Source organism: Xanthomonas sp. CFBP 8151 (assembly GCF_011761885.1).
In the GTDB taxonomy this organism is placed as follows: Bacteria; Pseudomonadota; Gammaproteobacteria; order Xanthomonadales; family Xanthomonadaceae; genus Xanthomonas; species Xanthomonas arboricola_B.
The window spans coordinates 472946-498272 of sequence record NZ_JAASQZ010000003.1 but is presented as its reverse complement, the minus strand read 5'-3'; the positions used below and the strand labels follow the sequence as shown (position 1 = coordinate 498272).

General features: G+C 65.7%; 21 protein-coding genes. 6 read left to right on the top strand and 15 right to left on the bottom strand.

What is annotated here, in order from left to right; genetic code table 11:
• Nucleotides 1-2: 2 nt before the first annotated feature.
• The 7 genes from ispF to FHT08_RS16355 all read right to left on the bottom strand — a co-directional run bounded on the left by ispF (nucleotide 3) and on the right by FHT08_RS16355 (nucleotide 6371).
• Nucleotides 3-494, bottom strand: coding sequence for a 2-C-methyl-D-erythritol 2,4-cyclodiphosphate synthase (gene ispF, locus FHT08_RS16385; protein WP_039515953.1), 492 nt, complete (start codon nucleotides 492-494; stop codon nucleotides 3-5).
• Between the two features lie 16 nt (nucleotides 495-510).
• On the bottom strand, nucleotides 511-1311 hold the full coding sequence (ispD, locus tag FHT08_RS16380; RefSeq protein ID WP_166775797.1) for a 2-C-methyl-D-erythritol 4-phosphate cytidylyltransferase: 801 nt from the start codon (nucleotides 1309-1311) through the stop codon (nucleotides 511-513).
• Nucleotides 1308-1664 carry a cell division protein FtsB gene (ftsB, locus tag FHT08_RS16375; RefSeq protein ID WP_024939567.1) on the bottom strand — a complete coding sequence of 119 codons (357 nt, stop codon included), beginning with the start codon at nucleotides 1662-1664 and terminating at the stop codon, nucleotides 1308-1310. The genes ispD and ftsB overlap by 4 nt, the downstream gene beginning before the upstream one ends.
• Before the next feature lie 3 nt (nucleotides 1665-1667).
• Nucleotides 1668-2960 (bottom strand): phosphopyruvate hydratase, encoded by a 1293-nt coding sequence (gene eno, locus FHT08_RS16370; protein WP_104606713.1) that lies wholly within the window; start codon nucleotides 2958-2960, stop codon nucleotides 1668-1670.
• A 284-nt stretch (nucleotides 2961-3244) separates the two neighbouring features.
• The gene (gene kdsA, locus FHT08_RS16365; protein ID WP_166775795.1) at nucleotides 3245-4078 is read right to left on the bottom strand and encodes a 3-deoxy-8-phosphooctulonate synthase; all 834 of its coding nucleotides are present in this window, start codon (nucleotides 4076-4078) and stop codon (nucleotides 3245-3247) included.
• Nucleotides 4079-4281: 203 nt separating this feature from the next.
• Nucleotides 4282-5946: a CTP synthase gene (locus FHT08_RS16360; RefSeq protein WP_104606712.1), complete on the bottom strand. Its 1665-nt coding sequence runs from the start codon at nucleotides 5944-5946 to the stop codon at nucleotides 4282-4284.
• Nucleotides 5947-6122: 176 nt separating this feature from the next.
• Nucleotides 6123-6371: a hypothetical protein gene (locus FHT08_RS16355; protein ID WP_166775793.1), complete on the bottom strand. Its 249-nt coding sequence runs from the start codon at nucleotides 6369-6371 to the stop codon at nucleotides 6123-6125.
• A 162-nt stretch (nucleotides 6372-6533) separates the two neighbouring features.
• Here FHT08_RS16355 and parE point away from each other — a divergent pair, with 162 nt between their 5' ends.
• Together parE and FHT08_RS16345 are read left to right on the top strand one after the other, a co-directional pair.
• Nucleotides 6534-8423 carry a DNA topoisomerase IV subunit B gene (parE, locus tag FHT08_RS16350; protein WP_104606711.1) on the top strand — a complete coding sequence of 630 codons (1890 nt, stop codon included), beginning with the start codon at nucleotides 6534-6536 and terminating at the stop codon, nucleotides 8421-8423.
• A gap of 354 nt (nucleotides 8424-8777) precedes the next feature.
• Complete coding sequence (locus FHT08_RS16345) at nucleotides 8778-10280, top strand: S10 family peptidase (RefSeq protein WP_166775790.1); 1503 nt, start codon at nucleotides 8778-8780, stop codon at nucleotides 10278-10280.
• A 251-nt stretch (nucleotides 10281-10531) separates the two neighbouring features.
• Here the strand turns inward: FHT08_RS16345 and FHT08_RS16340 are convergent, their stop codons facing one another.
• From FHT08_RS16340 to FHT08_RS16330, 3 genes are all read right to left on the bottom strand, one after another.
• Nucleotides 10532-11293: a YdcF family protein gene (locus FHT08_RS16340; protein WP_104606710.1), complete on the bottom strand. Its 762-nt coding sequence runs from the start codon at nucleotides 11291-11293 to the stop codon at nucleotides 10532-10534.
• Nucleotides 11294-11414: 121 nt separating this feature from the next.
• Nucleotides 11415-12542 carry an inorganic phosphate transporter gene (locus FHT08_RS16335; protein ID WP_047128560.1) on the bottom strand — a complete coding sequence of 376 codons (1128 nt, stop codon included), beginning with the start codon at nucleotides 12540-12542 and terminating at the stop codon, nucleotides 11415-11417.
• 9 nt (nucleotides 12543-12551) lie between these two features.
• The gene (locus FHT08_RS16330; RefSeq protein WP_006452783.1) at nucleotides 12552-13178 is read right to left on the bottom strand and encodes a DUF47 family protein; all 627 of its coding nucleotides are present in this window, start codon (nucleotides 13176-13178) and stop codon (nucleotides 12552-12554) included.
• 274 nt (nucleotides 13179-13452) lie between these two features.
• On the opposite strand from FHT08_RS16330, the gene FHT08_RS16325 reads away from it, so the two are divergent.
• Both FHT08_RS16325 and FHT08_RS16320 read left to right on the top strand, forming a co-directional pair.
• Nucleotides 13453-14793 (top strand): hemolysin family protein, encoded by a 1341-nt coding sequence (locus FHT08_RS16325; protein ID WP_104537829.1) that lies wholly within the window; start codon nucleotides 13453-13455, stop codon nucleotides 14791-14793.
• The gene (locus FHT08_RS16320) at nucleotides 14777-15448 is read left to right on the top strand and encodes an exopolysaccharide biosynthesis protein (RefSeq protein ID WP_166775788.1); all 672 of its coding nucleotides are present in this window, start codon (nucleotides 14777-14779) and stop codon (nucleotides 15446-15448) included. The genes FHT08_RS16325 and FHT08_RS16320 overlap by 17 nt, the downstream gene beginning before the upstream one ends.
• A 31-nt stretch (nucleotides 15449-15479) precedes the next feature.
• Here the strand turns inward: FHT08_RS16320 and FHT08_RS16315 are convergent, their stop codons facing one another.
• The 4 genes from FHT08_RS16315 to FHT08_RS16300 form a co-directional block, all read right to left on the bottom strand.
• Nucleotides 15480-15980 carry a pyridoxamine 5'-phosphate oxidase family protein gene (locus FHT08_RS16315; RefSeq protein WP_104537831.1) on the bottom strand — a complete coding sequence of 167 codons (501 nt, stop codon included), beginning with the start codon at nucleotides 15978-15980 and terminating at the stop codon, nucleotides 15480-15482.
• A 60-nt stretch (nucleotides 15981-16040) separates the two neighbouring features.
• Entirely contained in the window at nucleotides 16041-17042 is a 1002-nt protein-coding gene (locus FHT08_RS16310; protein ID WP_166775786.1) for an LLM class flavin-dependent oxidoreductase, read from the bottom strand.
• A 334-nt stretch (nucleotides 17043-17376) separates the two neighbouring features.
• Nucleotides 17377-19449, bottom strand: a complete 2073-nt coding sequence (locus FHT08_RS16305; protein WP_166775784.1) for an ATP-binding protein — start codon at nucleotides 19447-19449, stop codon at nucleotides 17377-17379.
• Nucleotides 19436-20950 carry an ATPase domain-containing protein gene (locus FHT08_RS16300; protein WP_104537834.1) on the bottom strand — a complete coding sequence of 505 codons (1515 nt, stop codon included), beginning with the start codon at nucleotides 20948-20950 and terminating at the stop codon, nucleotides 19436-19438. The genes FHT08_RS16305 and FHT08_RS16300 overlap by 14 nt, the downstream gene beginning before the upstream one ends.
• 237 nt (nucleotides 20951-21187) lie before the next feature.
• Here FHT08_RS16300 and FHT08_RS16295 point away from each other — a divergent pair, with 237 nt between their 5' ends.
• Complete coding sequence (locus tag FHT08_RS16295; protein WP_104606751.1) at nucleotides 21188-21532, top strand: response regulator; 345 nt, start codon at nucleotides 21188-21190, stop codon at nucleotides 21530-21532.
• Nucleotides 21533-21571: 39 nt separating this feature from the next.
• Here FHT08_RS16295 and FHT08_RS16290 read toward each other — a convergent pair whose 3' ends face one another.
• The gene (locus tag FHT08_RS16290; RefSeq protein WP_166775781.1) at nucleotides 21572-24430 is read right to left on the bottom strand and encodes a PAS domain-containing protein; all 2859 of its coding nucleotides are present in this window, start codon (nucleotides 24428-24430) and stop codon (nucleotides 21572-21574) included.
• A 416-nt stretch (nucleotides 24431-24846) separates the two neighbouring features.
• Between FHT08_RS16290 and FHT08_RS16285 the strand changes: the two genes are divergently transcribed.
• Nucleotides 24847-25311, top strand: a complete 465-nt coding sequence (locus FHT08_RS16285) for a MarR family winged helix-turn-helix transcriptional regulator (RefSeq protein WP_104537951.1) — start codon at nucleotides 24847-24849, stop codon at nucleotides 25309-25311.
• The last annotated feature ends 16 nt before the right edge of the window (nucleotides 25312-25327 follow it).

The window sequence follows — 25327 nt, the reverse complement described above, 5'->3', positions numbered from 1 at the left end:
AGTCAGCCAGCGATCTTGCCGAGCAAGACCGCCGCTTGCGCGGCGATGCCCTCGCTGCGGCCGGTGAAGCCGAGTTTTTCGCTGGTGGTGGCCTTGACGCTGACTGCATCGAGTTCGATCGCCAGCAGGCCTGCGATACGTTCGCGCATCGCCAGCGCGTGCGGGCCGATCTTGGGACGCTCGCAGATCACGGTGACGTCGGCATTGCCGACGCGCCAGCCGCGCTCGCGCAGCAAGTGATCGCAATGCTGCAGGAACTGCGCGCTGTCGGCATCCTTCCAGCGCGCATCGGACGGCGGAAAGTGCTGGCCGATATCGCCCAGCGCCAGGGCGCCCAGCATCGCATCGCACAGCGCATGCAACACCACGTCGCCATCGCTGTGCGCAAGCACGCCATGGCTATGCGCGACGCGCACGCCGCCCAGCATCACATGGTCGCCCGCACCGAACGCGTGCACGTCGTAGCCCTGACCGATTCGAAAATTGAAAGACATGGAGAATCCGTGGTGATTAGGGAGCGTCGGCGTCGTGGTGCGCGCCAGCGGACACCGCATCATTGCGGCCAACGACCGCCTCGGCGCGCAGATCGGTTGCAGGCGACAAGGCATCCACTGCCAAGCCGCGGCGCGCCAGTTCGAATTCGAAGCGCGCCAGATCCGTTGGCGTGGTCACCTTGAAGTTGTCTTCGGCACCTTCCACCAGCAACGGGCGCAATCCCAGCCGCTCCATCGCCATCGCCTCGTCAGTCACGTCCACCCCGGCCGCTGACGCCTCGGTGAGGCCGCGGATCAGTTGATGGCGACGGAACAGTTGCGGAGTCAGCGCCCGCCACAGCCGCTCGCGCGGTTCGGTGGCATCGATGCCGCCATCGTCGCCGGCACGCTTGAGCGTGTCGCGCACCGGCGCAGCCAGGATCGCGCCGACCGGATCGCCGCGGCCGATTTCCAGCAGGCGCTCCAGATCGGCCAAGGCGAGATTGGGCCGCGCGGCATCGTGCACCAGCACGAAGTCATCGGCACGCACGCTCTCGGGCAAGGCCAGCAATCCGGCCAGCACCGATGCCGCACGTGTCCCGCCGCCGACACAGGTCAGCACCGGCTTGCCCTGCACCGAGGTCCAGCCTGGCCAATCCGCATCGTCGGGGGCGATGGCCACCACGATGCCGGCCACCACCGGATGCGCGGCAAGCGCCGCCAGCGTGTAGGCCATCAGCGGTTGCCCGGCGGCGGGCAGATATTGCTTGGGGGTCTGCCCACCAAAGCGCGTGCCGCGCCCGGCGGCCGGCACGATCGCCCAGATCGAACCGGTCATGGTTGTTCCGCCGGAGCGTCAGGCTCGACGGGCGCAGCGGACGGCGTGGCCACTGCAGGCGGCAGCGGCGGTGCATCCTCGACCACGCGATAGAACGTCTCGCCCGGTTTGATCATGCCCAGCTCGCTGCGCGCGCGCTCTTCGATTGCCGCCTCGCCGTCCTTCAAATCCTTCACCTCTGCTGCCAACGCCTGGTTGCGTTGGCGCAGACCTTCGTTGTCCTGTGTCTGATGCGCGACCTGGGCTTCCAGCATCATGACTTCGCCGGAGTTCCCAGGCCCGAACCAGAAGCGGTACTGCAGCCAAGCCAGCAGCACCGCCAGCACCAGCAGTAGCCAGCGCCAGTTGCGCACGGCTTATCGCTTGATCGAAACGAACGCGTCGCGGCCGGCGTAACGCGCGCCGGAGCCCAGCGCCTGCTCGATGCGCAGCAGCTGGTTGTACTTGGCGACGCGATCGCTGCGGCACAGCGAGCCGGTCTTGATCTGCGTGGCGGTGGTGGCCACGGCGATGTCGGCGATGGTGGTGTCTTCGGTTTCGCCCGAGCGGTGCGAGACGATCGAGGCATAGTTGGCCGCATGCGCCATCGCGATGGCTTCCAGCGTCTCGGTCAGCGTGCCGATCTGGTTGACCTTGATCAGGATCGCGTTGGCGGTGCCCGAGTCGATGCCCTGCTTGAAGATCTTCGGGTTGGTGACGAACAGATCGTCGCCGACCAGCTGCACCTTCTTGCCGACGCGGTCGGTGAGCAGCTTCCAGCCGGCCCAGTCGTCCTCGGCCAGGCCGTCTTCGATGCTGATGATCGGGTACTGCGCGACCCAGTCGGCCAGGAAGTCGACGAACTGTTCGCTGGTCAGGCGCTTGTTCTCGCCGACCAGGTTGTACTTGCCGTTGTCGTAGAACTCGCTGGAGGCCACGTCCAGGCCCAGCAGCACGTCTTCGCCCGCGGTGTAGCCCGCCTTGCCGATCGCCTCGAGGATGGTGTCCAGCGCTTCGACATTGCTGCGGAAGTCCGGTGCAAAGCCGCCTTCGTCGCCCACTGCCGTGCTCAGGCCATGGCCCTTGAGCACCGACTTGAGCGCGTGGAAGATTTCGGTACCGGCACGCAGCGCTTCGGAGAACGAGCTGCAGCCGACCGGCAACACCATGAACTCCTGGAAGTCGACATTGTTGTCGGCATGCGCGCCGCCGTTGATGATGTTCATCATCGGCACCGGCAGTGCCACGTCCGATTCGGTGATGGTGGACAGGTACTGCCACAGCGGCTGCCTGCGCGAGGCGGCCACGGCATGCGCGGCGGCCAGCGACACACCCAGCAGCGCGTTCGCGCCCAGGCGGCCCTTGTTCTCGGTGCCGTCCAGGTCGATCAGGCGGCGGTCCAGACCCTGCTGGTCGGCTGCGTCGAGGCCCTTGAGCGTCTCGGCGATGGTGCCGTTGACGTTCTGCACCGCGTGCAGCACGCCCTTGCCCAGGTAACGGGTCTTGTCGCCATCGCGCAGTTCCACCGCTTCCTTGGTGCCGGTCGAGGCGCCCGAGGGCACGGCAGCGCGGCCGAACGAGCCGTCGTCCAGCGTGACTTCGGCCTCCAGCGTGGGATTGCCGCGGGAGTCGAGGATTTCGCGGGCGAGGATCTTGGCGATAGTGGTCATAGGTCGATCGGTTACCAGTAAGGGGGAAGTACACCGGAAACAAGCTGCCGGATTATCGCCGCAGGACTGCGGCTTGCCAAATGGCGTGATCGCGCGGCCCGGCGATGACGATACGTCAGAACGCCGCTGCGGCGCGTGGCCGGTGGTACGGAGTGCGCTGCTGCCGTGTCAGCTTCCGCTGTCGCAGGCGACATCGCTGTGCGGGAGCCGGCACACCGCGCATCCGCACCTGCAGCGGTAACGGACCACGCAGCACGGACCGCGCGCTCCACTGCCTTGCCTGATCAGACGCCTTGCTCGAGAAAGCCGTGACGCTTGGTGATGGAGTCCAGCGCCAGCAGCGTCTCCAGCAGGGCCTCCATCTTGTCCAGCGGCCAGGCGTTGGGGCCGTCCGACAAGGCCTTGAACGGGTCCGGATGGGTTTCGGCAAACAGGCCGGAAATACCCACCGCTACCGCCGCGCGCGCCAGCACCGGCACGAATTCGCGCTGACCGCCGGAACTGCTGCCCTGCCCGCCCGGCAACTGCACCGAATGGGTGGCATCGAACACCACCGGGCAGCCGGTGTCGCGCATGACGCTCAGCGAGCGCATGTCGCTGACCAGATTGTTGTACCCGAACGAGGCGCCACGTTCGCAGACCATGATCTGCGCGTTGCCGGTCGACTTGGCCTTGTCCACCACCGGCTTCATGTCCCACGGCGACAGGAACTGGCCCTTCTTGATGTTGACCGGCTTGCCGGCGGCGCAGACGTTCTTGATGAAGTCGGTCTGGCGCACCAGGAAGGCCGGGGTCTGCAGCACGTCGACGACGGCGGCGACCTCGTTCATCGGGGTGTACTCGTGCACATCGGTCAGTACCGGCACGCCGATCTGCTGTTTCACCGCCTCCAGCACCTTCAGGCCTTCTTCCAGGCCCGGGCCGCGGAAGCTGGTGCCGGAGGTGCGGTTGGCCTTGTCGAAGCTGGACTTGAAGATGAAGTTGATCCCCAGCTTGCCGGTGATCTCCTTCAGCTTGCCGGCCACGTCGAGCTGCAACTGCATCGACTCGATCACGCAGGGGCCGGCGATCAGGAACAACGGCTGATCCAGGCCAACGTCAAAGTCACAGAGTTTCATCAGGTCACCTATTGATTAAAGCCCCTCTCCCGCCGGGAGAGGGTTGGGGTGAGGGTACGGTTGCGAAGCACTGCTGAAGTGCGATGGTTTTGCCCTGGCTGACGCGTGGCGACGCGTTCATCATGGCTGCCACCTCTCATTGTGTTGCGGCGCCCCTCATCCGGCGCTACGCGCCACCTTCTCCCGGGGGGAGAAGGAAACCCTCACGCACGCGCTTCCTTCAGCAGTTTTCCGCCCGCCTTCTTCTCGCGCGCAGCGCGCACGAAGCCGATGAACAGTGGATGCCCATCGCGCGGGGTGGACAGGAACTCCGGATGCGCCTGGCAGGCCAGAAACCACGGGTGCGCATCGCGCGACAGCTCGACCATCTCCACCAGCGTGTCGTCCATCGACTTGCCGGAGATCACCAGGCCGGCGTCCTCCAGCTGGGTGCGGTAGCGGTTGTTGAACTCGTAGCGGTGACGGTGACGCTCGGCGACCACGTCCTTGCCGTACACCTCGCGCGCCAGCGTGCCCGGCTTGAGCCGCTGCTCCTGCAGGCCCAGCCGCATGGTGCCGCCCAGGTCGGACTTCTCGTCGCGCTTTTCGACTTCGCCGCTGGCGGTGCGCCATTCGGTGATCAGGCCGATTACCGGGTGCGGCGACTGGCGATCGTTCTCGGTGCTGTTGGCTGCGTCCAGATCGGCCACGTGGCGGGCATAGTCCACCACCGCCGCCTGCATGCCGTAGCAGATGCCGAAGTACGGCACCTTGTGCTCACGGGCGTACTTGGAGGTGAGCACCTTGCCTTCGAAGCCACGATCGCCGAAGCCGCCCGGCACCAGAATGCCGTCGATATCCTGCAGCGCCGCCATGTCGCTGCCTTCCAGATCCTGCGCCTCCAGCCACTTCAGGTTGACCTTGGTGCGCTGGCGCAGGCCGCCGTGCCGTAGCGCTTCGGCCACCGACTTGTAGGCATCCTGGTGATCGACGTACTTGCCGACCACCGCAATGGTGACCTCGTCCAGCGGATGCTTGACCGCATCCACCACCGCAGCCCATTCGGACAGGTCGGGCGCAGCCACCTTGTCGCGCAGCTTGAACTGATCGATGACCAGTTCGTCCAGGCCCTGGCGACGCAGCTCCAGCGGCATGCCGTACAGCACATCGATGTCGGGGCAGCTGATCACGGCGCGCTCGGAAACGTTGGTGAACAACGCGATCTTGCGGCGCTCCGAATCCGGCACCGCCTGCTCGGAACGGCACAGCAGCACGTCCGGCTGGATACCGATCGAGCGCAGCTCCTTGACCGAGTGCTGGGTCGGCTTGGTCTTCAACTCACCGGCGGCGGCGATGTACGGCACCAGGGTAAGGTGCATGAACATGGCCTTCTCGGCACCACGCTCGGTGCGTACCTGGCGGATCGCTTCCAGGAACGGCAGCGACTCGATGTCGCCGACAGTGCCGCCGATCTCGATCAGCGCCACGTCGAACCCGGCGGTAGCCTCGTCGATGCAACGGCGAATCTCGTCGGTGATGTGCGGGATCACCTGCACGGTGGCGCCCAGATAATCGCCGCGACGCTCCTTGCGGATCACGTTCTCGTAGATCCGGCCGGTGGTGACCGAGTTCTTGCGCGACAACCGCGTGCGCACGTAACGCTCGTAGTGACCCAGATCCAGGTCGGTCTCGGCGCCGTCGTCGGTGACGTAGACCTCGCCATGCTGGAACGGGCTCATCGTGCCCGGATCCACATTGATGTAGGGATCCAGCTTCATCATCGTGACCTTCAGGCCACGCGCTTCCAGAATGGAGGCAAGCGAAGCGGCGGCAATGCCCTTGCCTAGCGAGGACACTACGCCGCCGGTAACAAAAATCAGGGGGGTCATGGGGCTTGAAGCCTCCCGGAAAGCCATAGTTTAGCGGGTGACGGGCGAATGCCCAAGGGTTGCGTGACGATCATGTCGCCACAGCGGCAAAGAACGCGCCGTGCATGGCGCACAAATGCAGACGCCCCGGCCGAAGCCGGGGCGTCCGTGTGGCGTATTGCCGACCCGAGATGGAATCAGCGCGCCGGCTTTTCTTCTTCCTCTTCCTCGCGCGGAGCAGTGTCGGCCTTGGGCTTGTGCGCCGCTGCGGCAGCACGGCGCTCGGCCTTGCGCTCGGCTTCGGTCTTGGCCTTGGCGTCGTCGGCCTTCTGCGCACTGGCGCCGGCGTCCTGCCCGCTCTGCTGAGGAGCCGCCTGGGCCAGGGCAGGAAGCGCGGCCACTGCGGCAGCACCGAGGGTGAGCATCAGGATGTGCTTGAACTTCATGGTGTCCTCCGGGTTCGGTGACATCCTCAGGTTGGGACGTTTGATTCCGAATCCAATGCCAGGGTATCCATCCGCACCCCGCCCTGCACTGAACGCCGGGCGCGTGCAAAAAATCGCCTCAGCCCCCACACTTGCGCGTCGTTTCACGTGCCAACGAGATGCATGAACACCCGTTATAACGCCGCCGATATTGAAGTGCTGTCGGGCCTGGACCCGGTCAAACGCCGCCCTGGCATGTATACCGACACTGCGCGCCCGAACCATCTGGCGCAGGAAGTGATCGACAACTCGGTCGACGAGGCGCTGGCCGGTCACGCCAAGCAGGTCGAAGTGACCCTGTACAAGGACGGCAGCTGCGAGGTGTCCGACGACGGTCGCGGCATGCCGGTGGACATGCACCCTGAAGAGAAGATTCCCGGTGTCGAGCTGATCCTGACCCGGCTGCATGCCGGCGGCAAGTTCAACAACCGCAACTACACCTTCTCCGGCGGCCTGCATGGCGTGGGCGTGAGCGTGGTCAATGCGCTGTCGACCAAGGTCGAGCTGTTCATCAAACGCGAAGGCAGCGAGCACCGCATGGAGTTCCGCGACGGCCACGCCGCCTCCAAGCTGGAAGTGGTCGGCACCGTCGGCAAGAAGAACACCGGCACGCGGCTGCGCTTCTGGGCCGATCCAACGTATTTCGACACGCCCAAGTTCAACGTGCGCGCGCTGCGCCATCTGCTGCGCGCCAAGGCGGTGCTGTGTCCCGGCCTGACCGTCAAGCTGCACGACGAGGCCACCGGCGAGCAGGACAGCTGGTACTTCGAGAACGGCCTGCGCGATTACCTCAAGGGCGAGATGGCCGAGCACGAGATGCTGCCGGCCGACCTGTTTGCAGGCAGCCTGAAGAAAGATACCGAAATCGTCGACTGGGCCGCGGCCTGGGTGCCGGAAGGCGAGCTGGTGCAGGAAAGCTACGTCAACCTGATCCCGACCGCGCAGCACGGCACCCACGTCAACGGCCTGCGATCGGGGCTGACCGATGCGCTGCGCGAGTTCTGCGACTTCCGCAACCTGCTGCCGCGCGGGGTCAAGCTGGCACCGGAAGACGTGTGGGACCGGGTCACCTTCGTGCTGAGCCTGAAGATGACCGACCCGCAGTTCTCCGGGCAGACCAAGGAACGCCTGTCCTCGCGCCAGGCCGCCGGCTTCATCGAAGGCGCCGCGCACGATGCCTTCAGCCTGTATCTGAATCAGAACGTTGAGATCGGCGAGAAGATCGCGCAGATCGCCATCGACCGCGCCAGTGCGCGCCTGAAGACCGAAAAGCAGATCGTCCGCAAGAAGGTCACCCAGGGCCCGGCCCTGCCCGGCAAGCTGGCCGACTGCATCAGCCAGGATCTGTCGCGTACCGAATTGTTCCTGGTCGAGGGCGACTCGGCCGGCGGCTCGGCCAAGCAGGCGCGCGACAAGGACTTCCAGGCGATCCTGCCGCTGCGCGGCAAGATCCTCAATACCTGGGAAGTGGCATCGGGCAGCGTACTGGCCTCCGAGGAAGTGCATAACCTGGCGATCGCGATCGGCTGCGACCCGGGCAAGGACGACATCACCGGGCTGCGCTACGGCAAGGTGGTGATCCTGGCCGACGCCGATTCCGACGGCCTGCATATCGCGACCCTGCTGACCGCGCTGTTCCTGCAGCATTTCCCGGCGCTGGTCGCGGCCGGCCATGTGTTCGTGGCGATGCCGCCGTTATTCCGCGTGGACGTAGGCAAGCAGGTGTTCTATGCGCTAGACGAGGAGGAAAAGACCACGCTGCTGGACAAGATCGCGCGCGAGAAGCTCAAGGGCCAGGTCAGCGTCACCCGCTTCAAGGGCCTGGGCGAGATGAATCCGCAGCAGCTGCGCGAATCGACCATCCATCCGGACACGCGTCGCCTGGTGCAGCTGACCATCGACGATGGCGAACAGACCCGCTCGCTGATGGACATGTTGCTGGCGAAAAAGCGCGCCGGCGACCGCAAGCAGTGGTTGGAGACCAAGGGCGACCTGGCGTCGCTGGAGGTTTAAGAACCTCTGGAAGCTTTAAGCCCTCTCCGGTCGGGAGAGGGGTTGGGGTGAGGGTACGCGAAGCCATTGGGCAAGTAATCGCACGAGGCTTCGCCCCGCCCCCTGATCCGCCCCTGCGGGGCACCTTCTCCCGAGGGCAGAAGAAGGCGTCACCGGGTTTCTTTTCGGTCGATGCGGATTTCAGCGGGCTGCGCAGCCCCCACCCGTTGGCTCAGAAGGCTGCCTGCAGCGGCACATCCCGCTCCAAGCCAGGCATGCCACGTCGGTCAGCGCGACACGCATGCCTTTGTGCACATCCATAAGGTGCTACCGGCGACCTAGCATCGTCGCTCCCCTGCCGAACCCCCGATGCTCATGCCCTGCTTCCTCCGCGCCAGCCTGCTGGCCTGCGCCCTGCTCAGCGGAACCGCGCTGGCCGACGCGCCCGACAAGAACGATACAAAAACCGACGCCAAATCCGATGCGGCGGCCGCCAAGCCCGTGCCACTGCCGGCCGATGCCAGCGTGCGGCAAAGCACCCGCGTGGGCGCACGCACGCTGAGTTACACCGCAACCGTCGGTACGCTGCCGGTGCGCGATGCGCAGGGCAGGACCACCGGCGAGGTGGTGTTCACCGCCTATACCGTCGATGGCAAGGACCGCCCGGTGACCTTCGCACTGAATGGCGGGCCAGGTGCGTCGTCGGTATATCTGAACATGGGCGCGATCGGACCCAAGGTGGTCGGTTTCGGCGCCGAAGGCGACAGCGCCTCCGCACCGGCGGCATTGCGCGACAACCCCGGCACCTGGCTGGACTTCACCGACCTGGTGTTCATCGACCCGGTCGGCACCGGCTTCAGCCGCGCCCTGATCGGCGACGACGAGGCCAAGAAGCAGTTCTACAACCCGCAGGCCGACGTGGAATATCTCTCGCGCGTGGTCTACGACTGGTTGCTCAAGAACCGCCGCCTGCAGGCACGCAAGTACCTGGTCGGCGAAAGTTACGGCGGCTTCCGCGGTCCGCGCATCACCCAGTACCTGCAGATCCGGCTGGGCGTGGCGATGAACGGCGTGGTGCTGGTGTCGCCGTATCTCAATCCCACCCTGGACGACAACAGCGATGTGTCGCCACTGGCCTGGATGATGACGCTGCCCTCGATCGCCGCCGCGCATCTGGAACGCCAGGGCCAGCTCAGCGACACGGCGATGCGCCAGGTGATCGATTACACCCGCGGCGACTACGCGGTGGCGCTGATGAAGGGCCGCACCGACCCGCAGGCGACCGAAGCGATGCTGCAGCAGGTCGCCCGCATGACCGGACTGGACGCGACCTATGTGCGCCGCTCCGGCGGACGACTGGACACCCAGGCGTACCTGCGCGAGGTGTTCCGCGACAAGGGCGAGCTGGGCAGCCGCTACGATTCCAACGTGACCGCGTTCGACCCTTTCCCCAACGATCCGGAGCAGCGCGCCAACGACCCGCTGCTGGACAGCATCATCGCGCCGACCACCACCGCGATGGTGGACTTCGTCACCCGTGTGGTCGGCTGGAAGGTCGATGCGCGTTATCAGGCGCTCAATTACGACGTCAACAAGCTATGGGACTGGAACGACGAACTGCGCAAGGGTGCGGTCACCCAGCTGCGCCAGTCGGTGGCGATCGACCCCAAGCTGCGCGTGTTGATCGCGCATGGCTGGAACGACCTCTCCTGCCCGTTCATGGGCTCGGTGCTGACGGTGGACCAGATGCCGACGATGGGCAGCGACCCCAAGCGCGTGCAGGTCCGCGAATATCCCGGCGGCCACATGTTCTACAACCGCACCGACAGCCAGGCCGCGTTCCGCAACGACGTCAGGACGATGTACGAAACACGCTGAGCACCGCCATCGCCGGCCGAACACGCGGCCGGCGATGCATCAAGGCAGTGGCGAGCAGACACGCAGCTGACCGCGACGCCACCAAGCAGCGCAATGACCTTCGCCACCGCCGCGCACCCGGCTTGCTCCCGTCAATCCGAAGGGGCACCAGGCGCCGCTGAATCAAATCAGCCGCGCGCGTCAGAACGCGCCGCACCAGCTGCTACGAATCCCGAATCCCGAATCACCATTCCCGATTCCCGATTCCCCATTCACAACGCCCCAGCCCGAACAGCCTCCACATTCCACCCCAGCCACTCGTAAACCCGATAGCGCGCAATGCCCAGGTACTCGTGCAAGGCGACATCGGCCACGGTGAAGTTGTAGCTCTGCGGCAACCACGCCCAGGACGCGGTCAACCAGTCCGACCGCACCGGCGTGGCGTCGATGCCGAAGTGGCGGAAGTACAGCTCGGCACGCCGCAGATGCGTGGCCGAGGACACCAGCACGACCCGCTCGGGGCGGTACTGGCGCAGCAATGGCTGGCTGAACTGCGCGTTCTGCCAGGTGTTCATGCTGGACGGCTCCATGATCAGGTCGGCCTGCGCGATGCCCAGCCCGATCAGCACCTTTCGATACACCACCGCCTCGGACAGGCCCAGCCCGCGCGCGTCGCCGCCGCTGATCTCGATCTTGCAGTCGCCGCCATGCGCACGGCATTGCCGGTACAGCCGCGCCGACTCGACGATGCGGCCGTAGGCGAACATGTTGGCCTCGGCGGTGGCATCGGGGCCATCCGGCCGCACCGTGCCGGCGCCCAGCAGCACGATCATGTTGCGCGCGCGCCAGTCGTTGAAATCGTTGACGCCGGTCTGCTGCAGCCCGTGCAGCATCCAGCTCGCCAACGGGCCGCAGCCCACCAGCAGCAGCAACGCCAGCGCGGCTGCCGCCAGCGCACGCGCACCGCGCAGCCAGCGCCGGCGGCCGATCAGCCAGGACAGCAGGAACAGCACGCACACCAGCGCAAGCATCATCGGCGCGTTTCCTCAGGCAGGACGCGTTGGCACATCAGGGTCGAACGGGACAGCCTGCGGCCGGGCACTCCGTAGTTGGCACGCATGCTCGCCGACCGAGGTGACCGCAGCGCGACATCGCTCAGGTCCAGCCGAACCATTCGAAGCAGCGCAGGATCAGATACGCCACCCCGCCCGCGGCCGGGATGGTCAGGATCCAGGCCCAGACGATGCGCTCGATCACGCCCAGCCGCAGCGAGCGGGGGTTCTTGGCGAAGCCCACGCCCATGATCGCGGTGGAGATGCTGTGCGTGGTCGACACCGGCATGCCGAAGTGCGCGGCCACGGTCAGCACGGTCGCCGAGCTGGTTTCTGCGGCAAAGCCGTGGATGGGATGCAGCTTGACCATCTTGTGGCCGAGCGTCTTGATGATCTTCCAGCCGCCCGAGGCGGTGCCGGCGGCCATCACCACCGCACAGGTCAGCACGATCCACATCGGAATGCCGGCGCCGGCGGCCAGGCCGGTGCCCGGATGCAGGAACGACAGCCAGCTCGGCAGATCGTCCAATGCGCCGGCCGACTGCGCACCGATCAGGGTCATGGCGATGATGCCCATGGTCTTCTGCGCATCGTTGTGGCCGTGGGCATAGCCCATGTAGGCGGCCGAGGCGATCTGCGCCTTGCCGAAGAACGCATTGACCCAGCGCGGACGCGCCAGCCGTCCGATCGGCCCGCCCAGTCGGGCCATGCCGGCGATGATCGCCCACAGCAGCAGCATCACCACGATACCGAGCAGGAAGCCGGCGATCGGCGAGGTGATCATCGGCACGAACACCTTCCACAACAGGCCCTTGTTCTTGGCCCAGTTGCCGATGTTTTCCGACCAGATCAACGCATTCCAGTTGTTGTGCGCGGCCGCCAGCCCGGCGCCGCACAGCCCGCCGATCAAGGCGTGCGAGGACGATGAGGGCAGGCCCTTCCACCAGGTGATCAGGTTCCAGATGATGCCGCCCAGCAGCGCGCACAGGATCACCTGCGGGGTGACCTCCACCACGTCGGTGTTGAGCAGGCCGGAGGCGATCGTCAACGCCACCGCGGTGCCGGTGAGCGCGCCGATCAGGTTCATGCCGGCGGCCAGCATCACCGCCCAGCCCGGCGACAGCACCTTGGTGGCGACCACGGTGGCGATGGAGTTGGCGGTGTCGTGGAAGCCGTTGATGAACTCGAACACCAACGCCGCCAGGATCACCACCAGAACTAGGGTAAGCACGCGGCGACCTCAGCTGTTCTTCAATACGATCTGGTACACCACCACCCCTGCCTCGCGGCAACGGTCGATGGCCTTCTCCAGAATCTCGAAGAATTCCTTGAGCAGGAACATCTGCAGCGTGTCCAGGCGGCCGGAGTAGATGTCGCGATACAGCTCGAGCATCAGCCGGTCGGCTTCGTTTTCCAGCATGCGCAGCTTGTCGTTGAGCGCGGTCATGCGATCGATGTTCATCTGCGGCAGGTCGGTCACCATCTCCACCACCACGGCGGCAGCCTGTTCCAGCATCGCCGCGCGCGGGGCGAAGTCGATGTGCTCCAGATGCTTGGTGGCCAGCGAGTACCGGTCGGCAAACTTCTCGACCTGCTTGGGAATCTTGTACAGCGCCGAGCCCAGCGCTTCGATGTCCTCGCGCTCGATCGGGGTCATGAAGCTGTCCACCAGCGCCTGGCCGATCTTGTCCGAGGCGGCGCGCTCGCGCAGGCGAGCCAGCTTGAAGGCGTCCAGCGCGGGTTGGCGGTCGGACGTGCGCATCATGGCGTGCAAGGCCTTGGTGCTGTCGTAGGCGGCCTGCGCCGCTTCGTTCAGAAGCGCATAGAACTGCTTGCCGGAGCCGAAGATGGTCTGCAACGAGAACATGGGTGGAAAACTTCCTGCCGTCGAGGGAGAGACGGACGCCAAGCGCGAATTATGACCGTTCCATGACCTGTCTGGGTATCTCGGTCGCGCAAGCGGCCTTCACATGGGCATTTCCCGGTTCGAACCACCCTGTGGTTTGCTAACATGCTCCCGCGCCTTCGGGTGCACCCTATGGAAGACGACCCTATATTCCCCCGTTGCCGCCCCGCCGCTGCGCGCGCCGGCCAACCCAGTGCTCGCCCGCCCTCCCCTTCACTGACCGGGGAAGACGCCCGTGGTTGAGTTTCTGATCGTCATTGCGCTGATCCTGTTGAACGGCTTCTTCGCGATGTCGGAAATGTCCCTGATGACCTCGCGCAAGAGCCGCCTGAAGCAGATGGCCGGCTCCAGCAAGCGTGCCGCGCGCGCACTGGCGCTGGCCGAAAGCCCGGAAAACTTCCTGTCCACGGTGCAGATCGGCATCACCCTGATCGGCATCCTGACCGGCGTGTTCGGTGGTGAGGCGATCGGCGAGGCCATCAGCAGCTGGCTGCAGGGGCTGTTCCCGGCACTGTCGGCCTCGTTCGAACTGGTCGGCAAGCCGCGCCCGTATTCGGTGGTGATCGGCAGCACGCTGGCGGTGGCCCTGATCACCTTCCTGACGCTGATCTTCGGCGAGCTGGTGCCCAAGCGGCTGGCGTTGCGCAACTCCGAGGACATTGCCGGGGTGGTCGCAGTGCCGATGGCCTGGCTGGCCAAGATCGCCGCGCCCGGCGTGTGGGTGCTGGCGCGCTCGACCCGGCTGGTGCTGCGCATGCTCGGCATGGGCAAGGACGAATCGGCATCGGTGACCGAAGAGGAGATCCGCATGCTGGTGGCCGAAAGCCACGAGGCGGGCGTGATCGATGCGCACGAGCGCGACATGATGAACCGCGTGATGCGGCTGGGCGACCGCACCGCCGACAGCCTGATGACGCCGCGCAACCGCATCGCCTGGCTGGATGCCAATGCCGAACCCGAACGCAATCTGCTGGTGATGCGCGAACACGAATTCTCGCGCTACCCGGTCTACCGCGGCAGCGACCAGGACATCGCCGGCGTGCTGGAGGTCAAGTCGCTGGTCACGCGCATGGATGGACACGGCGCGCATCTGTTCCAGGCCCTGCGCGACACCTTGTTCGTGTCCGAATCCACGCATGCGATGAAGCTGCTGGAGATCTTCCGCGAAGAACAGCAGTCGATGGCGCTGGTGGTGGACGAATACGGCGAAATCCGTGGGCTGGTGACCATCAGCGACCTGATGGGCGCGGTGGTCGGCCGCCTGCAGGCGGTGGAAAACACCGACGAGGATGCGCTGGTGGTCACGCGCGGCGACGGCTCGCTGTTGATCGACGGCTCGCTGCCGGTGGAGGAACTGCGCGAGGTGCTGGGCGCCGAACTGCCGGAAGCCGACGAAGGCGACTACCACACCCTCGCCGGCCTGTGCATCTACTACTTCGGCCGCATCCCGCAGGCCGGCGAATTCTTCGATTGGGCTGGCTGGCGCATCGAGATCGTCGATCTGGATGGCGCGCGCGTGGACAAGCTGCTGCTGAGCCGCGTCGGCGACGAGGGCAGCGATGACATCGTCGGATAACGGCGTACCGCCATCGGATGCGGCGGACGGCGAGCAGATGCGCTATCGCAACGAAGGCATCCGCAGCCTGCTGGCAGCCTTCAGCGAGGGCGATCCGGAGCATGTGCTGCGGGTGCGCGAGATTCTGGCCGATCTGCAGCAGAGCGCGTTCGGGGTGTTTCTGTTCCTGGCGATCCTGCCGTCGTTCATTCCCATCCCTGGCGTGGCTGGCGGTATCAGCGGCCCGCTGACGGTGCTGATCGGATTGCAGATGGTGTGCTGCCTGCGCAAGCCGTGGGTGCCGCGTTTTATAGGTGAGCGCGGGCCGCGCCGCAGCACCGGCCAGCGTTTCGTCGCGCGACTTGCGCCGACGCTGCAACGCCTGGACCGGCTGCTCAAGCCACGCCTGCACGGCATGCTGGACCGGATTCCGGCGCAGATGTTCACCGGCGTGCTGCTGGTGCTGGTCGGCATCTTGCTGACGCTGCCGATTCCGTTCACCAATTACATCTTCGGGCTGATCCTGCTGCTGTTTGCGCTGGCCCTGCTCGAGCGCGACGGCGCATTGCTGCTGGTGGGCTGGGCCGCTGCGCTGATCTCGGTGGCGGTGTTCGGGGTCACTTCGGACCAGTTGCTGGAGCTGATCCGAGGTTGGTGGCCGGCCGCCTGGCGCTGAGCGCGCAACGACCGGCGCACCTGGAGCGCGCTTACTTCAGATCGACCACGCGGTTGTCCGACAGGCTGCCGGTATCGTCGGTCACGGCCGCCATCACGAAATACAGCGCCTTGCCCAGCAGTCCGCTCGGGCCATCCCAGTACTCGGCCGATTCGGCGCGCACATGGATCAGACGCAGGTTCGGGTCGTCCTTGCCACCCGGGAAAAACACCTTCATCGCCGGCGACCACAGCTGCTCGATCTTGGCGCGGTCATCGACCAGGCGTGCGGTACCGGCGACCGACACGTAGCTGTTCTTCGAGGCCGAGGCATAGGCCACGTTGACGCGCGGGTCGGCGGCGATTTCGGCCACCTTGGGGCTGTCGGCGGCGGTGGCGAACCACAGGTCGCCATCGAATTCGACCTCCTGCGTGCCCAACGGCCGGCTCACCAACTTGCCGTCGGCCGACACGGTCGTGAACATCGCGATGTCCACGCCGCGGATCAATTCCGCCAACTGCTTGATGCTCTCGCTGCGTTCCTGAAATTGCATGCTGGTGTTCCCAATGGAGGTGCACGCATCTGAGCCGATCGCCGCGCAAAGCGACGTGAATCACGCAGGGGTCACGTCCAGCTCGCGGCAAGCCAGTGCGGCGATTTCGAACGAACGCAAACGCGCAGCATGGTCGTAGATGTTGGCGGTGAACAGCAGCTCGTCCGGCGTGTGGCGCTCGATGAACTCGGCCACGCCCTGCGCGATCTGCCCGGCATCGCCCAGTACCGTGCATGCCAGCGCACGCTCGACACCTGCGCGCTCGTGCGGCTGCCAGAAGCTGTCGATGTCGTCGACCGGCGCGGGAATCTTGCCCGGCTTGCCGCGGCGCAGGTTGACGAAGCTCTGCTGCTGGGTGGTGAACAGGCGGCGTGCCTGCGCTTCGGTCTCCGCAGCCACCACATTCAAGGCCAGCATCACGTGCGGCCTGGCCAACTGCGCGGACGGGCGGAATTCGCGGCGGTAGATCGCCACCGCCTCGTCCATCGCATCGGGCGCAAAATGCGAGGCGAACGCGAACGACAAGCCCATCGCTGCGGCCAGCCGCGCACTGAACAGGCTGGAACCCAGCAGCCACACCGGCACGTCGAGGCCGCCCCCCGGCACCGCCTGCACCAGTTGCCCCGGCACCACCGGCGCGAAGTAGCGCAGCAGCTCGGCCACGTCCTGCGGGAAATGGTCGGCGCTGTCGAAATAGCGGCGCAGGGCGCGCGCGGTCGGCTGGTCGGTGCCGGGCGCGCGGCCCAGGCCCAGGTCGATGCGCTGCGGATACAACGAGGCCAACGTGCCGAACTGTTCGGCCACCTGCAGCGGCGCATGGTTGGGCAGCATGATGCCGCCGGCGCCGACGCGGATGGTCTTCGTGCCGCCGGCGACATGGCCGATCAACACTGCGGTGGCGGCGCTGGCGATGCCCGGCATGTTGTGGTGCTCGGCCAGCCAGTAACGCTGGTAGCCCCAGCGCTCGGCGTGCTGGGCCAGATCGAGCATGTTGGCGAAGGCGTGGGTGGTGTCGCTGCCTTCGCAGACCGGCGCCAGGTCGAGCACGGAAATGGGCGTCATCGGATGACTCCGGGGAATGAGTGATGTGCAACAGATGGGGCTGGCCAGGCGGCTTTGCCACCTGCCGAGATGGCGCTGGGGGGATTACAGCATTCCAGTGGCCGAACAGCGCGCGGCGTCGCTTGACTCCGTTTCCGGCTCACCGCACGGTGCTGCGCGGATCGAGCGACTTCCGACCGGCGCCGCAGTGACGGCAGATCCGCCTGCCTGCGCAGGACGGATGCCTGTGGGTTGTTCGACCTGTCCCGGCCCCCTGCACCGGCTCCGGGCCGATCGGTGACGGTATCGCGGCCGCGCCATGATGGTGACCGGCGCCATCGATCGCGCAATCCGATCAGGCCGACGGTCCCAGCACCTCGTGCAGCTTTCCGCTGAACTCGCCCAGCGTAAACGGCTTGGCGATCATGCTCATGCCTTCGGCAAGAAACTCGCCGCGATCGCGCGCGGTTTCCGCATAGCCGGTCATGAAGATCACCGGCAGATCGCGCCGCGACTGCCGCGCGATCTCTGCCAACTGGCGCCCGTTGAGTCCGGGCAGGCCGACATCGGTCACCAGCAGATCGATCCGCCGTTGCGAGGCCAGGATCGGCAGCGCCGCATCGGCGTCGGCCACCACATCGGCTTCATAGCCCAACTCGTTGAGCAGTTCGGTCACCAGCAGCCGCACCTGCTCGTCGTCTTCCACCACCAGCACCTGCTGGCCGCGCCCGGCGACCACCGCGCCGGCTTGCGGTTGCGGCGCCAGCGCTTGCGGATGGAGACCGGCAGGCAGGTACAGGCTCACCGTGGTGCCCTTCCCCAACTCGGACTCCACCCACACCTGCCCGTTGGACTGTTGCATGAAGCCGTAGATCATCGACATGCCCAGGCCGGTGCCCTGCCCGATCGGCTTGGTGGTGTAGAACGGTTCGAACACACGCTCCAGCACATCGGCCGGCATGCCGACGCCGCTGTCTGTCACCGACACCACCGCGTAACTGCCCGGTGCCAGCGTCACCCCGCGCCCGAGCTGCAGCGGCTGCCCTTCGACCTGCAACTGCCGGGTGGCGATGCGCAACTGCCCGCCAGCGGGCATCGCATCGCGGGCATTGATCGCCAGATTGAGCAGCGCGCTTTCCAGCTGGTTTTCGTCGACATACGCCTGCGGCAGGTCGGCCTGCAGGTCGGTCTCCAGATGCACCGATTCGCCCAGCGTGCGCGCCAGCAGTTCCTGCAGCGATACCACCAGATCGTTCAGATGCAGATGCCGCGCTTCCAGCGACTGCCGGCGCGAGAACGCCAGCAGCCGCTGCGTCAGTGCCGCCGCGCGCAAGGCCGATGCCGACGCCACATCCAGAAAGCGGCCCAGCCCCTCGGTGCGGCCCTGATCGATGCGCAGGCGCGCCAGGTCCAGCGCCGACAGGATCCCGGTCAGCATGTTGTTGAAGTCGTGTGCGATGCCGCCGGTCAGCTGGCCCACCGCTTCCATTTTCTGCGCCTGGCGCAACGCCGCTTCGCTGGACTCGCGTGCCAGCATCTGCTGCTGCAGCTCGGCGGTGCGCTCGGCCACCTTGACCTCGAGCAGGCTGGCTTGCTGCTGGATCGACTCCAGCGCAAGCGCACGCGCGGTGATGTCGGTGGCAAACACATGAAAGCCGTCCACCTTGCCGCCCGCAGCCAGGCGCGGCATATAGCGGATCTCCGCATCGCGCCGACGCCCGTCGGCGTGCGGCCAGCTGGCCTCCACCGTCAATGCCTGCCCGGCCAGTGCGGCTTCGATCCAGGCGCGACGCTCCTGCACCACCGCAGGTCCGACCACGTCCACCAACGGACGCCCTATCACATCGGCAGGCGGGATGCCGATCCAGTCTTCATACGACCGGTTGGCAAACCGGTACACCAGGTTCTTGTCGATGAAGGCAATCAGCACCGGCAGTGCGTCGGTGACGCGGCGCAGCTCGGCCTCGCTCGACATCAACGCCGTCTTGTTTTCGGCCAACTGCGCCATCTGGTCGCGGATCACGAATTGCTTCTGTCGCGATCGCAATGCGGTGGAAATCGCGCTCAGCAATGAAGACGAACTCAGCGGCCGTTCCAGCTCGATGACGTTGGTAACTTCCGGCGGCAGCGTGGCCTGACGCCCACGATGAGTGCCGCGCGGCGCACGCAGCAGCACGAACGGAATATCCGACCATGCGGCCTGACTCTGCAGGACGTGCGAGAGCTGCTGCAGATCGCCGCCGACCGCCTCTTCGGTCAACACCACCACGCCAGAGGCATCGAGCAGGTCGTCCGCCAGCGCAACCAGCGAGCCGTATACCCGGCGCGTCAGCCCGCGCTGACCGACGATCCCGGCAATGCTCTCCGCATCGCGGCCAAATGGCGCGATGATGTGGACGATGGATCCATCCGGATCACAGGTAGTCAAGTGGACGATCCAGCAACGGCGTATCGTCCCCAACGAAATGCGGAGTACCGGTCAGCACGCCGTGGAACTTCTCCAGCGGCTCGCTCAGGTGGATACCGCTCGTCCCGATGCGCAACTCGCGGATCGAATCCTCATGCGCGCCACTGCGGTTCTTGATCACCGACAAGGCCTTGCGGATGCGCCCTTGCGCTTCGAAGAAGCGGAACAGGATGACGGTATCGGCCATGTAGGAGATGTTGAGGTTGCCGGTGGACATCGTGCCGACCAGGCCGTGCTGCGGATTGACCAGGAATGTGGTTACACCGCTCTGGTTGAGGTACGACAACAACTCGTGCATCTGCAGCATCAGCTGTTTTTCCTGCGGCATCGAGGTGAGATAGCCGTTGAGGCTATCGATCACCAGCACGCGGCAGTCGCGCTGTTCCACACTGGCGCGCACCGCCCAGGCAAATTCACCCGGGGTCAGCTCGGCCGGATCCATCTGATGCAATTCCAGCAGACCCGCGTCCAGATACTTGCGCAGGTCCATGCCCAGGCTCTCGGCTCGCGTCAGCAAGGTACCGGTGCGCTCGTCGAACTCCAGGATGCAGCAATGCTCGCCGCGCTCGCAGGCGGCGGCCACATACTGCAGCGCGATGTTGGTCTTGCCGGAACCGGCAGGCCCGGTCAGCAGCGTGCTGGTACCGCGCAGCGGGCCGCCGTGCAACAGCGCATCGACACGCTCCACGCCACTGGACACCAGATCGCCAACGAACGGCACATGGTGATCGGAGGCGATCAGGCGCGGAAAGATCCGCATGCCGCCGGTGGTGATGGTGATGTCGTGGTAGCCAGCGATGAAATCCACGCCGCGCAGTTTCTGCACCTGCATGCGCCGACGCGCCGCACCGAAATCCAGCGTCATGCGTTCCAGCGAAATCACCCCATGGCACAGACTGTGCAGATGCGCATCGCGTTGGCCGTTCTCGCCGGTGAGGTCGTCGACCAGAAACAAGGTGATATTGCGCGGCGCAAAGAACTGCTTGAGCGCCAGCACCTGACGCCGATAGCGCAGCGAGTCCTGTGCCAGCAGGCGCAACTCGGACAACGAGTCGAATACCACCCGTGTCGGCTTGACCCGATCGACCTCTGCCTGGATCAGCTTGATGGTGCCATCCAGCTCCGTTTCCCACGGATGCAGAATGGACTGCTGGCGTCCATCGCCCAGGAACGCTTCGGCCGATGCCAGCTCGAAGATATGCAGCGCATCCAACGACCAGTCATGCGACGCAGCCACTTCGGTGAGCTCGTCGATGGTCTCCGACAAGGTCACGTATAGACAACTCTCGTCCTTGGCAGCGCCATCGAGCAGGAACTGCAGTGCCATGGTGGTCTTGCCCGAGCCGGGCTGGCCCTCCAGCAAGTACAGGCGGTTGGCCGGCAGGCCGCCGCGCAGAATGGTGTCAAGCCCTGTCGTACCAGTCGTAATGCGGTTTGCGATCATCGGCTTCAAATTTCCCATAGGCTTAAATTTATCACGGGCGCGTGATCGACCGCTGCGCGCCACTGAATGGATCAGATTGCTTGGCGCGGCCTGAGCGCTGGCGATACCGCCATGGTGCCGTGACCTGCGCCGCGCTTGATGCCGGTTGCGACACGTTCGTCACGCGCCCAGGCCTAGCGTTGCACCTGAAGTGCATCGCATGGTTGCGATCGCTCGAGGACAGCGGTGAATCACGCATCATGTAGCGCCCGTATCCTGTTGGTCGAAGACGACGATGCCATTCGTGCGCTGACCGCAGATATCCTGAGTGACGAGGGCTATCAGGTCACCGCTTCTTCCGACGCCGAGCAGGCACTGGAGCAGCTCAACCATGCGCGTCCGTTCGATCTGCTGCTCTCGGACATCTGCCTGCCTGGCATGAACGGGCGCGACCTGGCAGACAACGCGCGCCGCCTGTACCCCGCCTTGCCTGTCGTGTTCATGACCGGCTACGCCGGTTCCATCGCCAAGCGCGCGGATTTTCTGGATACCGGCATGCGGCTGCTGACCAAGCCGTTTTCATTGCGCGACCTGTTGGGCATCGTGCAAACCGCGCTGTAGGCAAGCCGTCCGGGTTGTCGCCACGCCTGCATGCACGCTTCAGGGCGATCCGCGCTCCAGCAATTGCGCCACGCGGCGTTCCAGGTCCACCGCCAGAAACGGCTTGGTCAGCACCTCCATGCCCTCCTCCAGCTGCCCCGCGCCCACTGCCGCCGTTGCCGCGTAGCCGGTGACGAACAGCACCGGCAGCGTCGGTCGGTGCTGTCGCCCCGCGTCGGCAACCTGACGCCCGTTCAATCCGCCGGTCAGCCCGACGTCGGTCACCAGCAGATCGATCGTCTCCTGCGAGCGCAGGCGCTCCACCGCCGCGCTGCCTTCTGCCGTCTCGATGACGCGGTAACCCGCTTCGCTCAGCACCTCGGACATCAGCACGCGGATCGGGGTTTCATCTTCCACCAGCAGCACCGTGCAACGCTGCGCCACCGAGCGCAGCGGTTGCTCGGTCGCCGGCACCAGCTCATCGAGCGCCAGCACGCCATTGAAGCGCGGCAGGTACAACGCCATCGTGGTGCCGACGCCCACCTCCGAATCGATCCGCACGTGGCCGCCGGACTGGCGGGTGAACCCGTAGATCATCGACAGCCCCAGACCGGTGCCCTGCCCGATCGGCTTGGTGGTGAAGAACGGCTCGAACACCTTGGACATCACGTCGGCGCTCATGCCGGTGCCGGTGTCCTGCACGCTCAGGCATACGTACTCGCCGATCGGCAGATCCAGCTGCTGGGCGGCGCCGGCCTCCAGCAAACGGTTGGCGACAGCGATGGTGAGCTCGCCGCCATCGGGCATCGCATCGCGCGCGTTGATGCACAGGTTCAATAGCGCGTTTTCCAGCTGTGGCGCATCCACCAGCACTTTCCAGGCGTCGGTTGCAGGACGCAGCCGCAACGCAATCGAGGGGCCCAGCGTGCGCGCGATGATGTCATGCATGCCCTGCACCAGTGCCTGCACCTCCAGCGCGGTGGGCGCCAGGGTCTGCCGGCGCGAAAACGCCAGCAGTCGCTGGGTCAACGCGGTGGCGCGCGCGGCGCTGGATTGCGCCATCTCCACATAGCGCTCCAGACGATCGTACTTGCCCTGCTCGATTCGCGCCTGCAGCAGCTCCAGGCCGACGCTGATCGCCGTCAGCAGGTTGTTGAAGTCGTGCGCCAACCCGCCGGTCAGCTGACCGACCGCCTCCATCTTCTGACTCTGGCGCAGCTTTTCCTCGGCCAGCAGCAGCGCCGCGCTGCGTTCGCGCACGCGCTCTTCCAGCGTTTCGGTCAACTGACGCAGCTGCTGTTCGGCCAGCCGCTTGTCGGTGATGTCGGCAGCGGTGCCGAACCACTCCACGATCTGCTCGCGCTCGTCCAGCAAGGGGATCGCGCGCATCAGGGTCCACCCCACCTGCTGATTGGCATCCAGCACGCGATACTCCACATCCAGCCCGGTCTTGTTGATGATCGAATGCGCAATGGCTTCGGACAGCCGCGCACGATCGTCCGGGTGCACCATCTCCTGCTGCCAGTTCAGGCTTGCCGAGAGCGCATCGCTCAGCGCCCCCTCGCCAACCAGTTGGCGAAACTCGCGCCAGTCGGCGGTGGCCGAAAAGATCGATTGCGAGGATGCGCGCACCAGCGCATCCAGCCGGCGCTCGCTCGCGCGCAGGGCTTCGCTGGCCAGCCGCTCGGCGGTACGGTCGCGCAACACCTTGACAAAGCCGATAGCCGCGCCGGTTTCTTCACGTAGCACCATCAGCGAACCGTTCGCCCAGAACCGCTGGCCGGACTTGCGCACGTGCCAGCGCTCGTCCATGCCGCTACCGCTTTCCAGCGCCGCCGCTGCCTCGATCAGGATCTGCCGGCGCTCCACATCCTCTGGGGTAAAGGTGCGCTCCAGCGTCTGGCCCAGCATCTCGGTCTCGCTCCATCCCAGAATGCGCTGTGCACCCTCGTTCCAGGACGTCACCAAGCCGTGCAAATCGGTTGCGATGATCGCGTAGTCCATCACGCTGTCCAGGATCTGCCGGTTGCGCACTTCCGCCTCGCGCACCGCGCGTTCCAGGCCGATGCGGTCGGTTATGTCCAGGCCCTGCACGAAGATGCCGGAAACGGTGCCGTCGGCACCGGCAATCGGCTGATAGACCAGATCCAGCAGGCGCGGCTCCAGCGCGCCGCCGGGCTCGGCCTGCACGTTGTAGGTGAGCGCATTGGCCGCATAGGCGCGTCCGGACTGATACACCTCGTCCAGGCGGTGCAGATGCCCCTGCTCGACCATATCCGGCAAGGCTTCGGCCAGCGGCTTGCCGATCACGTCGCGGTGCCCGATCAGGCGCGAATAGCACGGGTTGGCGAACTCCACCCGATGCTGCGGACCGCTGAGGAACGCCATGAACATCGGCGCCTGCTCGAACAACCGGATCAGCCGCTCGTGCTCATCGGCAAGACGGTTTTGCGCCACCTTGCGGTCGGTGACTTCGTTGGTGACGCAGAACGCGCCGCCCACACGCCCATCGTCCAGATAGATCGGCGAGAACGAGAACGTCCACCAGGTGTCTTCCGGCATGCCATAGCGGTTCATGCCGATCGGCACCTCCTCGAAGCGCGAGGCGCGCCCCGCGAACGCGGCTTCGATCGGCGCACGCACCGCCCCCCATGCATCGGCCCACAACTCCCGCAGCGGCGCGCCCAGCGCATGCGGCTGCCGCGGCCCCAGGATCGGCGCATAGGCATCGTTGTAGAAAAAGGTCAGCGCATCGCCCCACACCACATACATGCTTTCCGGCGAGCTGAGCATCAGGCTGACAGCATTGCGCAGCGGCGACGGCCACTGCGCACTCGGCCCCAGCGGCGTTGCGGCCCAATCGTAGGCGCGCACGGCCTGCGCCATGGCGCTCTCGCCATAAGGAAACGACGCGCTCATGCGGCGCCCAGGCGTGCTGCCGTCCAGCGGCAGTCGTCGTACGTGCGGGACGCAACGCGGTGCGCAGCCAGCTTACCAATCACCCAAACAAGCATTTTTTCCGAACCATTGAACAAGACTCAAAGGGCCAACGCCGCGCATCGCCGACTGGCAGGACCGGATAGGCCGACATGCCGGCCTGACCTGCAACCAACGCCATCCGGCGTCGCCGTTGGCGCCCTGCACGGCATGCAGCGCCCGCCTAAGTTACAACACTCACGTGACGATGCGTCCCGATTGCGTGCAGGCCCCACCACGGCGCGCGTTGCTGCGCGGCACCCGTCAGATCCCTCGCCGTGGCGCGCAGGCGATGTCCCGTGGTGCGCGTGCCCGGATAAAATCGCAAGATGGCCGAAAGGCGTGGCACGGTGACGCAGATGCAGGATCGCGACGTACTCATTCATCCTCTGGCTGCGGTGGCACCGGGGTATCTGGCCAACCATGCTGCACGGGTCTTCAATCGTCTGGTAGATGCGCAACTGCGACCGCACGGCATGTCGCTGGCCCTGATCGGGCCGGTCATGCTGTTGTCCTGGAAAGGGCCGATGCTGCAACGCGACCTGGTGATCGACTCGGCAGTCAAGCAGCCGGCAATGGTGGCCCTGCTGGACAAGCTGGAGGGCCTGGAGCTGGTCAAGCGCTCGCCGACGCCGCAGGACCGCCGCGCTGCGGTGGTCTCGCTCACACCCCGCGGACGCAAGATCGCCGCCATCGGCGGCCAGATACTGATCGATCTGAATGCCGATGCGCTGAAGGACTTCGCACCCGAGGAAGCACAGCAGACTGTCGCGTTCATGCAGCGCCTGATCGTCAATCTGGAGCAGCGCGACCAGGACATGTAATATCACACCTGATATT